This is a genomic window from Nocardioides hwasunensis (assembly GCF_014779665.1).
GTDB lineage: Bacteria > Actinomycetota > Actinomycetes > Propionibacteriales > Nocardioidaceae > Nocardioides > Nocardioides hwasunensis.
Map to the genome: position 1 here is coordinate 1 of NZ_JACXYY010000014.1, position 5,749 is coordinate 5,749.

Consider the following 5,749-nt stretch of genomic DNA (forward strand, 5'->3'; position numbering starts at 1 on the left):
GGGTGCGTCTGATTTTTGAGAACTCAACAGTGTGTTTGATTAGTCGACGAATTAGTTTGTTTTGCCCCGTTGACGTCAACGTGTGTCTGGCCTGGTGCATCTTTGTGGTGTGGGGGTTGGGTTTGTTGGTGTCGCGGTTTCTTTGACAATGATTCTGACAACAGTCAGTTTTGTTTTTTGTCGGGGGATGTGGCTCTTATTGATAGTCCGGCTGGCTCATCGTTTGGTGGGTTTGGTTGGTATTTTTTCGATGGAGAGTTTGATCCTGGCTCAGGACGAACGCTGGCGGCGTGCTTAACACATGCAAGTCGAGCGGAAAGGCCACTTCGGTGGTACTCGAGCGGCGAACGGGTGAGTAACACGTGAGTAATCTGCCCCTGGCTTTGGGATAGCCACCGGAAACGGTGATTAATACCGGATATGACATGGTCTCGCATGGGATTGTGTGGAAAGTTTTTCGGCCAGGGATGTGCTCGCGGCCTATCAGCTTGATGGTGAGGTAATGGCTCACCATGGCTTCGACGGGTAGCCGGCCTGAGAGGGTGACCGGTCACACTGGGACTGAGACACGGCCCAGACTCCTACGGGAGGCAGCAGTGGGGAATATTGGACAATGGGCGGAAGCCTGATCCAGCAACGCCGCGTGAGGGATGACGGCCTTCGGGTTGTAAACCTCTTTCGCCTGTGACGAAGCGAGCCTTTGGGTGAGTGACGGTAGCGGGTAAAGAAGCACCGGCCAACTACGTGCCAGCAGCCGCGGTAATACGTAGGGTGCGAGCGTTGTCCGGAATTATTGGGCGTAAAGGGCTCGTAGGCGGTTTGTCGCGTCGGGAGTGAAAACCAGGTGCTTAACACCTGGCTTGCTTTCGATACGGGCAGACTAGAGGTATTCAGGGGAGAACGGAATTCCTGGTGTAGCGGTGAAATGCGCAGATATCAGGAGGAACACCGGTGGCGAAGGCGGTTCTCTGGGAATGACCTGACGCTGAGGAGCGAAAGTGTGGGGAGCGAACAGGATTAGATACCCTGGTAGTCCACACCGTAAACGTTGGGCGCTAGGTGTGGGGTCCATTCCACGGATTCCGTGCCGCAGCTAACGCATTAAGCGCCCCGCCTGGGGAGTACGGCCGCAAGGCTAAAACTCAAAGGAATTGACGGGGGCCCGCACAAGCGGCGGAGCATGCGGATTAATTCGATGCAACGCGAAGAACCTTACCTGGGTTTGACATACACCCTGCCGCTCCAGAGATGGGGCTTCTTTTGGGGGTGTACAGGTGGTGCATGGCTGTCGTCAGCTCGTGTCGTGAGATGTTGGGTTAAGTCCCGCAACGAGCGCAACCCTCGTTCTATGTTGCCAGCATGCCCTTCGGGGTGATGGGGACTCATAGGAGACTGCCGGGGTCAACTCGGAGGAAGGTGGGGATGACGTCAAGTCATCATGCCCCTTATGTCCAGGGCTTCACGCATGCTACAATGGCCGGTACAAAGGGCTGCGATCCCGTGAGGGGGAGCGAATCCCAAAAAGCCGGTCTCAGTTCGGATTGGGGTCTGCAACTCGACCCCATGAAGTCGGAGTCGCTAGTAATCGCAGATCAGCAACGCTGCGGTGAATACGTTCCCGGGCCTTGTACACACCGCCCGTCACGTCACGAAAGTCGGCAACACCCGAAGCCGGTGGCCCAACCCTTGTGGAGGGAGCCGTCGAAGGTGGGGCTGGCGATTGGGACGAAGTCGTAACAAGGTAGCCGTACCGGAAGGTGCGGCTGGATCACCTCCTTTCTAAGGAGCACGCACCCTGATGTCGGGCGAATGTCCTGACACGATGGTGGTGTCTCACTAGTGGAACGTCGACTGTCAGTTGCCCTTGATGTTGGGCTTGTGCTTGAGCGTGTGCTTGGGCGTGGGTCTGGGTGGGGGTGCTGGTCGTCTTGCCTGGCATTGGCTGGGGAGATGGTTGAACACACTGTTGGGTCCTGAAGGATCAGCCGTACTGGTTCCAGCGATGCTGGAGTGGTGGTGGTTGGTGGCTTCTGGTCCTCTCTTCGTCTGAGGCCTGCGTGTGTGGGTCGAGGGTGTTGGTGGGGTTGTTGTTTGAGATCTGCATAGTGGACGCGAGCATCTTTTGGGTTGCTCTGCCGTGATGTGTCGTGATGTGCCTGTGTGGGTGTTTGCCTGTGTGGGTGTGTCGTGGCGTGTGTGGTGGGGTGGCCTGAATTGTATGTGTGTTGCTGGCTGGTTCTTCCTTGTCTTGAGGGGACTGGCCGGTGTTGCTGGTGCATCCTTTGATTGGGGGTGTGCCGGTGTGAGTGTTTCTTTGTGCGTGTGTCAGCTGTGTTGCAGTGTGTGTTGTTGTGACGTTGTTGAGACAAGCTATGAAGGGCACATGGTGGATGCCTTGGCATCAAGAGCCGATGAAGGACGTTGGAGCCTGCGATAAGCCCTGGGGAGTTGGCAACCGAGCTGTGATCCGGGGGTGTCCGAATGGGGAAACCCAGCACGAGTCATGTCGTGTTACCCACATCTGAACACATAGGGTGTGTGGAGGGAACGTCGGGAAGTGAAACATCTCAGTACCGACAGGAAGAGAAAACAACAGTGATTCCGAGAGTAGTGGCGAGCGAAATCGGATGAGGCTAAACCGTGTCTGTGTGATACCCGGCAGGGGTTGCAGGTGCGGGGTCGTGGGACCGCTCGATTGAGTCTGCCGGCTCAGTGCAGAGTAAGAAATCAGTGTGGAAGTCGAAGTCGGTTGGAAAGCCGTACCGTAGAGGGTGATAGGCCCGTAGACGCCAAGCGCTGACTCTGGAGCGTGTTCCCAAGTAACACGGAACCCCTGAAATTCCGTGTGAATCTGGCGGGACCACCCGTTAAGCCTAAATACTCCTTGATGACCGATAGCGGACAAGTACCGTGAGGGAAAGGTGAAAAGTACCCCTGGCGGGGAGTGAAATAGTACCTGAAACCGTGTGCCTACAATCCGTCGGAGCTCATGCCTTGTGCAGGGGTGACGGCGTGCCTTTTGAAGAATGAGCCTGCGAGTTTGCGGTGTGTTGCGAGGTTAACCCGTGTGGGGTAGCCGTAGCGAAAGCGAGTCCGAATAGGGCGTTTGAGTAGCGCGCTCAAGACCCGAAGCGAAGTGATCTATCCATGGGCAGGTTGAAGCGTCGGTAAGACGACGTGGAGGACCGAACCCACTTAGGTTGAAAACTGAGGGGATGACCTGTGGATAGGGGTGAAAGGCCAATCAAACTTCGTGATAGCTGGTTCTCCCCGAAATGCATTTAGGTGCAGCGTTGCGTGTTTCTTGCCGGAGGTAGAGCACTGGATAGCCGATGGGCCCTACAAGGTTACTGACGTTAGCCAAACTCCGAATGCCGGTAAGTGAGAGCGCAGCAGTGAGACTGCGGGGGATAAGCTCCGTAGTCGAGAGGGAAACAGCCCAGACCATCAGCTAAGGCCCCTAAGCGGTGACTAAGTGGAAAAGGATGTGGAGTCGCATTGACAACCAGGAGGTTGGCTTGGAAGCAGCCACCCTTGAAAGAGTGCGTAATAGCTCACTGGTCAAGTGATTCCGCGCCGACAATGTAGCGGGGCTCAAGTCATCCGCCGAAGCTATGGCATTCAGCAGTTACATCAGCATCGACTTGATCGGTGTTCAGTGTGTTGGATGGGTAGGGGAGCGTCGTGTGGGCAGTGAAGCGCCGGAGTGATCCAGGTGTGGAGGCCACACGAGTGAGAATGCAGGCATGAGTAGCGAATCACGGGTGAGAAACCCGTGCGCCGAATGATCAAGGGTTCCAGGGTCAAGCTAATCTGCCCTGGGTAAGTCGGGACCTAAGGCGAGGCCGACAGGCGTAGTCGATGGACAACGGGTTGATATTCCCGTACCGGCGAAGTTGCGCCCATGACGAACCTGGTGATGCTAACCACCCGAAACCTATCGGACCGGACCCTTCGGGGCGAGGCTGGTGGGCGGAGCGTGGGACCCGAGCTGGTAGTAGTCAAGCGATGGGGTGACACAGGAAGGTAGCCCAGCCACAGCGATGGTTGTCTGTGGGCAAGCGTGTAGGACGTGGTGTAGGCAAATCCGCACCACTCACTTTGATGTGGAGTTTGAGACGTGACGCGGAGCCTTATTGGCGAAGTGGGTGATCCTATGCTGTCGAGAAAAACCTCTAGCGAGCAACAAGCCGCCCGTACCCCAAACCGACTCAGGTGATCAAGTAGAGAATACTAAGGCGATCGAGACAACCATGGTTAAGGAACTCGGCAAAATGCCCCCGTAACTTCGGGAGAAGGGGGGCCCGGATCGTGTACCCACTTGCTGGGGAAGCGTGAAGGGCCGCAGAGACCAGGGGAAAGCGACTGTTTACTAAAAACACAGGTCCGTGCGAAGTTGTAAGACGATGTATACGGACTGACTCCTGCCCGGTGCTGGAAGGTTAAGAGGACCGGTTAGGCAGCAATGCCGAAGCTGAGAATTTAAGCCCCAGTAAACGGCGGTGGTAACTATAACCATCCTAAGGTAGCGAAATTCCTTGTCGGGTAAGTTCCGACCTGCACGAATGGAGTAACGACTTTCCCACTGTCTCAACCATGGACTCGGCGAAATTGCACTACGAGTAAAGATGCTCGTTACGCGCGGCAGGACGGAAAGACCCCGGGACCTTTACTATAGTTTGGTATTGGTGTTTGGTACGGCTTGTGTAGGATAGGTGGGAGACTGTGAAGCCCTCACGCCAGTGGGGGTGGAGTCAACGTTGAAATACCACTCTGGTCGTACTAGATGTCTAACTTAGGTCCATTATCTGGATCAGGGACAGTGCCTGATGGGTAGTTTAACTGGGGCGGTTGCCTCCTAAAATGTAACGGAGGCGCTCAAAGGTTCCCTCAGCCTGGTTGGCAATCAGGTGGCGAGTGTAAGTGCACAAGGGAGCTTGACTGTGAGACAGACATGTCGAGCAGGGACGAAAGTCGGAACTAGTGATCTGGCCACGGCATGTGGAAGCGTGGTCACTCAACGGATAAAAGGTACCCCGGGGATAACAGGCTGATCTTCCCCAAGAGTCCATATCGACGGGATGGTTTGGCACCTCGATGTCGGCTCGTCGCATCCTGGGGCTGGAGTAGGTCCCAAGGGTTGGGCTGTTCGCCCATTAAAGCGGCACGCGAGCTGGGTTTAGAACGTCGTGAGACAGTTCGGTCCCTATCCGCCGCGCGCGCAGGAAACTTGAGAAAGGCTGTCCCTAGTACGAGAGGACCGGGATGGACGAACCTCTGGTGTGCCAGTTGTTCTGCCAAGAGCACGGCTGGTTGGCTACGTTCGGAAGTGATAACCGCTGAATGCATCTAAGCGGGAAGCACGTTTCAAGATGAGGTTTCCCACCACGTAAGTGGGTAAGGCCCCCCACAGAACATGGGGTTGATAGGCCGGAGGTGTACAGCAGTAATGCCCAGCCGACCGGTACTAATAGGCCGAGGGCTTGTCCCAACCACGTACACAACCACACACACGTGAAGTTGTACCCGCGCACACAACGAACACACACCCACATGCGGGTTGTTCGCGTCCACTACGCAGTTCCCAACCAACAAACCCACTGGTTTGTGAGGGTTGAAAGAGTTACGGCGGCCATAGCGAAACGGGAAACACCCGGTCCCATACCGAACCCGGAAGTTAAGCCTTTCAGCGCCGATGGTACTGCAACCGAGAGGTTGTGGGAGAGTAGGACGCCGCCGGACATACATT

Annotated in this window: 3 rRNA genes; all 3 read left to right on the forward strand. The window is 55.9% G+C overall.

Features of this window, described 5'->3' with window-relative positions:
- Window positions 1-247 precede the first annotated feature (247 nt).
- Window positions 248-1,779 (forward strand): 16S ribosomal RNA (locus IEZ25_RS21165).
- 584 nt (window positions 1,780-2,363) lie between these two features.
- A 23S ribosomal RNA gene (locus IEZ25_RS21170) occupies window positions 2,364-5,491 on the forward strand.
- Between the two features lie 133 nt (window positions 5,492-5,624).
- Window positions 5,625-5,742: ribosomal RNA gene (gene rrf, locus IEZ25_RS21175) — 5S ribosomal RNA — on the forward strand.
- The 16S, 23S and 5S rRNA genes sit together here, the layout of an rRNA operon.
- Window positions 5,743-5,749 lie beyond the last annotated feature (7 nt).